This is a genomic window from Streptomyces hainanensis, from assembly GCF_004348415.1.
Lineage (GTDB): Bacteria > Actinomycetota > Actinomycetes > Streptomycetales > Streptomycetaceae > Streptomyces > Streptomyces hainanensis.
Window position 1 is genome coordinate 1 of the sequence record NZ_SMKI01000577.1, and the last position, 4,255, is coordinate 4,255.

Genomic DNA, 4,255 nt, shown 5'->3' on the forward strand with positions numbered 1-4,255 from the left:
GCGTGGACGAGGCGTCGGGAGCGCCGGGGGCGGCGTCTGCCGCGGTGGGCGCCGTGCGCGACGGGTCGGTCTCGCGCTGGTGGCGTGCTGGCCGGCCCGTGCCCGGCGCCGCGTCGGCGGCCAGCCGGGCCGCTGTGAGCCAGGCCGCGTCGGCGATCTCCCGCCAGCCTGGATCGCCGGCGGCGGACTCCGCCGCCTGGGCGCGGCGGGCGGGTGCACGCTCCCGGGGAAAGCCGTTCATCAGCGGCCTTTCGCGAGGTCGCGGAGGAGCATCTCGATCAGCTTACGCCCGTCGTCATCCCTCTGGAAACCACCCGCCGTGGTCAATTGGACCGCGTTGAGCAACTGGTCCACCGACTGGGTTCCCCCGTCCCTCACGCGTCGCTCGAAGTCGTCGACGAGGGCGCTGACGCCCTCGGGGCGACGGCGCAGGTGGCTGGCGACGATGGCCAGCAGCTGCTCACGGCTGGGCGGCAGCATCTCGAGCGGGAGGCAGCGGCGGCGGAACGCGGCGGGGAACTCGCGTTCGCCGTTGCTGGTGATGACGACCAGGGGGAACTCGCGGCACTCGACGCGGCCGCCGACGATCTCGGCGTGCCGGTCGGGGTCGTCGGTGAAGACGCTGGCGGTGGTGAGGGCGCCGCGGATCAGCTCGGGGACGTCGTAGCTGCCGTTCTCCAGGACGTGGAGGAGGTCGTTGGGCAGGTCGATGTCGCTCTTGTCGAGCTCGTCGATCAGCAGCACCCGGGGCCTGGCGTAGCCGAGCAGCGCGGTGCCCAGCGGGCCGAGGGTGATGAAGTCGCCCAGGTAGGGCGGCTGTTCCGGGGCCGCGCCGCCGGGTTCCGTGGGCCCGCCGGCCCGCCAGGCGGCGATGGCCTGGGCCCGGCCGATGGAGTCGTACTCGTAGAGGCCGTCGCGCAGGGTGGTGCGGCTGACGATGCTCCACTGGAGGACGCGGCCGAGGCCGAGCTCGCGGGCGGCCAGGTAGGCGAGGGTCGACTTGCCGACCCCGGGCGGCCCGGTGACCAGCAGCGGGCGGCGCAGCACCAGGGCGGCGTTGACCGTGTCGATCTCCTCGTCGCGCAGGTTGGGCCTGGCGACCTCCGAGCCGCCGAGCCGGCGCAGCGCGGTCCTGTCGTCCTCGGGTGGCGTGGGCTGCAGGGGCTCGCCGCTGAACTCCCGCCAGGGCGGCGGCCCCGGGATGTCGGCGGGGCCGCCCGCCGGGAGGACGCCGGTGCCGTGGAAGACCCGCCAGGAGTGGGCCGCTTCCCGCCCGGCCGTGTCGTGCGCCATGGCGCCTTCTGGCTCCGTCACGCCGGGACCTCCTCGCAGTCGATGAGTCGGTAGGGATCATCCCAGAAGAACGCGATGTGGCGGCCGACTTGACCGAGTCCTTCCGTGTCGGCCTCCGCCTGGAAGCGCATCTGCCGGACGGCGCCGGGCAGTCGGTCGTGCGAGTGGCCGACGAGGATGCGCAGGATCTCGCGCACGTAGGGGTCGCGCTGGGCCCTGCGGTCCCAGAGGGCCAGGCCGATGCCCTGGGCGATGGCGACCTTGAGCGGTTCGAGGCCGTGCCCCTCGACGGCCGGCGCCTCCATGGTGACGGCGGTGAACTGGGCGTTGCGCAGCAGGTCCTGGCGCCAGCGCGGCAACTCGCCCTGCTCGGCGGCCGACCAGTGGTGGGCCTGGATGACCTGGCCCTCCCTGAGGGTCCCCCAGCGGGCCCGCCAGGCGCGGTGCTGCACCGGGTTCTGGTCGCGCATCCGTTCGAGGCTGCGGAGGTGGACGAGGTAGTGCGGGCCGATGGGCGTCGCGGAGCCGGTGCCGGCGCCCAGTTCGAGCCGGGCCACGTCGTGGTTGAGGAGCGAGTAGGGCAGCACGAACTCGACGTAGGCGGGCTCGACGGCCTGCTCCCAGAGCCGCTCGCCCTGCCGGATGGCCCGCTCCACGGCGCCGGACAGGTCGTCGAGGGTGGTGACCTCGGACTCCCCGGAGCGCGGCTCCCAGTAGCCGGCGAGCTCGTTGATCCAGTAGCGGACGAAGACGTCGGGCGAGCCGTCGTCGGCCGGGTCGACCATGATGACCAGGCACCTGGGGATGGTGTGGTCGGGGGCGCGGGCGGCGGCGAGCCGCCGGCGGCGTTCGAGCAGCGCCGGGAGGGCGCCGGTGGTGCCGGCCCAGGTCTCGCACCAGCCGCGCAGTCGTTCGGCGTGGGCGGGCACGGGCGCGAGGCGGGCGGCGCTCTCCAGCACCAGCACGGAGGGCGGCAGGCCGTCCGGCTGGTCGGCCACGTCGAGCAGGTGGTCGAAGAGGTCGCCGGCGGAGAGGTGTTCGGGGAGCGGGAGGCCCAACTCCCGGCTGAGGGCGGCGTGCAGCGCGGGGCCCTTCACGGCGGCCTCCCGCAGCAGCTTGCGGGCCGCCCCGGCGTCCTGCTCCGGCAACACGGGGGCGAGTTCCTGGAGTCGGGCGCGGACGTCGGCGGCGACGTCCCGGCCGCTGTGCAGGTCGACGGCCGAGATGACCGCGTCGACCCCCTGGCCGCCCTGGCGTAAGGCGAGGCTCACCAGCACGATCACGTCGTCCCTGGCGCTGCGGCCGGACAGGTCGACGCGCCGGCCGAGATATTCCCCCACGGTCTGGCCGAACCCGTGGCGCTGGGCCGCGTCCTGGACGCAATCCAGATCACAGAGCTCGTTGACCAATGTCGCCTTCAGCCGCAGATACTCCTGCCGCGACTCACGCGGCGCTCCCATCACCACCGACCGTCCCCCATAAAAGCCGGTATGCCTGCCGATAACGATGCGCGAAGTTACCACGTCATTTTGCCTGCTACCAGGGGGATAAGGAACGGCCGGAGGCGACGGAATCCGTCGCTCCCCGGCCGGGCTCCCCGCGGTGACCCGCCGTCAGGCCTGGCGCGCCGCGGCCGCCTCCCGTCGCCCGCGCCCCCGCTTCAACAGCCCGATCCCGGCGCTGGCCAGCCCGAGCAGGAGGATGACGGATCCGACCACGATGTTGCTGATCATCATGCCCGCGTCAGGATGCCTGCCGACGACCCACGGGGAAATGGCGAGCCATATGCCGATTCCGGCGATGGCCAGGCTGAGCCCGCGCATGTTCTCGGCCCGGCTGAGACCCAGCGCGAGCACCGCGACGGCGATGCCCGTGATGAGGTTGTTGGTCGCCAACGACGGCGCGGTGGTGGTGAAGTGGAGCGCGTATGCCGACACCGCGGCATAGAGCCCCGCCAGCACCAGGGGGGCGTCCACGAGCGCCACGTCCCGCCCACCCATTACCCGGTTATACCGCTGCCGCATTTCCCTCTCGTCGGGGTGTCCCGTGAGGTCGCCCCGGTGGCGGCGTGAGACGTCGGACATTGCGACGCGCCTCCTTCGTTCGTCCTCTTCCACCCTTCTCAGGCACGTCCAGTATGACCCGAATGGTCGATATGGGGTAATCGGGCGACGCGGGCGGCCCCCGGAACCACGTCCCCCGACTGGCGCAATGGCTGGCCAGCTGGGTAACGTTGATTACATGATTACGGAGAAGGGGCAGCAGGAGCTGCGCGGCTGGATCGCGGGCCGGCTGCCCGAGGGGTGGTTCACGGAGCTCGCCGAGGTCACGATCGACCGCGAGGAGATCACGGTCGTCGGCCGGATCACGGAGCCCGAGCTGGCGCCCGGCGTGCCGGAGGCGGAGTACGAGGCGGCGCTCGAGGGGCGGATCACGGAGTTCCGTGAGCGCACCCGGATGAGCAGGGTGGAGATCGCGAGGGAGGCGAACGTCAAGTTCCGCAGGCAGCTCTCCTGGGGCGTGCGGTGCGGCGACAACCTGACGATGTTCACGCATCTGTCGGCGCCGGTGATGAGCCGGTTGCGGCAGTCGGAGCGGATGGTGCTCGACACGCTGATCGCCAGCGGGGTGGCGCGCAGCCGCAGCGACGCGCTGTCCTGGTGTGTGCGGCTGGTGGCGCAGAACACCGACGAGTGGCTGACGGACCTGCGGAGTTCGCTGATCCAGGTGCAGCGGGTGCGGGAGGCGGGCCCGGACGCGGGGGTCCCCGGGACGTCCGACCTCACCCTGGAGCTCCAGCTGGAGGACCAGAAGTAGCGGAGCGGAGACAGCGACGGCGGGCTCCGGGTGCGTCTCGAGACCCGGGTAGTACACCTGGACGACCTTCGGGTGCGCGGTCAGCGCCTCCACGACACGCGCCGCGTTGGCGTTGTGCCGGTCCATCCGCACGGCCAGCGTCTTG

Annotated in this window: 5 protein-coding genes and 1 pseudogene; 1 reads left to right on the top strand and 5 read right to left on the bottom strand. The window is 72.5% G+C overall.

The features are described from left to right. The 4 genes from E1283_RS32775 to E1283_RS32790 form a co-directional block, all read right to left on the bottom strand. Nucleotides 1-241, bottom strand: a 241-nt coding sequence (locus tag E1283_RS32775) for a hypothetical protein (RefSeq protein WP_207930625.1), incomplete at its 3' end; no start/stop codon positions are given. Then, nucleotides 241-1,293, bottom strand: a complete 1,053-nt coding sequence (locus E1283_RS32780; RefSeq protein ID WP_132821807.1) for an AAA family ATPase — start codon at nt 1,291-1,293, stop codon at nt 241-243. The genes E1283_RS32780 and E1283_RS32775, both read right to left, overlap by 1 nt. 17 nt (nt 1,294-1,310) lie before the next feature. Continuing rightward, a complete protein-coding gene (locus E1283_RS32785; RefSeq protein WP_132821804.1) occupies nt 1,311-2,753 on the bottom strand; it encodes a VMAP-C domain-containing protein in 1,443 nt (480 codons plus the stop codon). Nucleotides 2,754-2,906: 153 nt separating this feature from the next. Then, entirely contained in the window at nt 2,907-3,278 is a 372-nt protein-coding gene (locus tag E1283_RS32790; RefSeq protein ID WP_341829972.1) for an SPW repeat protein, read from the bottom strand. A gap of 256 nt (nt 3,279-3,534) precedes the next feature. Here E1283_RS32790 and E1283_RS40080 point away from each other — a divergent pair, with 256 nt between their 5' ends. Beyond that, complete coding sequence (locus E1283_RS40080; RefSeq protein ID WP_132821806.1) at nt 3,535-4,110, top strand: hypothetical protein; 576 nt, start codon at nt 3,535-3,537, stop codon at nt 4,108-4,110. Nucleotides 4,111-4,122: 12 nt separating this feature from the next. Here the strand turns inward: E1283_RS40080 and E1283_RS40085 are convergent. Then, nucleotides 4,123-4,255: pseudogene (locus tag E1283_RS40085) on the bottom strand (PLP-dependent transferase); the annotation flags it as partial.

Coding starts and splice junctions, on each gene's coding strand:
- E1283_RS32780 (WP_132821807.1), bottom strand. CDS start 1,293: ATGGCGCACGACACGGCCGGGCGGGAAGCGGCCCACTCCTGGCGGGTC.
- E1283_RS40080 (WP_132821806.1), top strand. CDS start 3,535: ATGATTACGGAGAAGGGGCAGCAGGAGCTGCGCGGCTGGATCGCGGGC.
- E1283_RS32785 (WP_132821804.1), bottom strand. CDS start 2,753: ATGGGAGCGCCGCGTGAGTCGCGGCAGGAGTATCTGCGGCTGAAGGCG.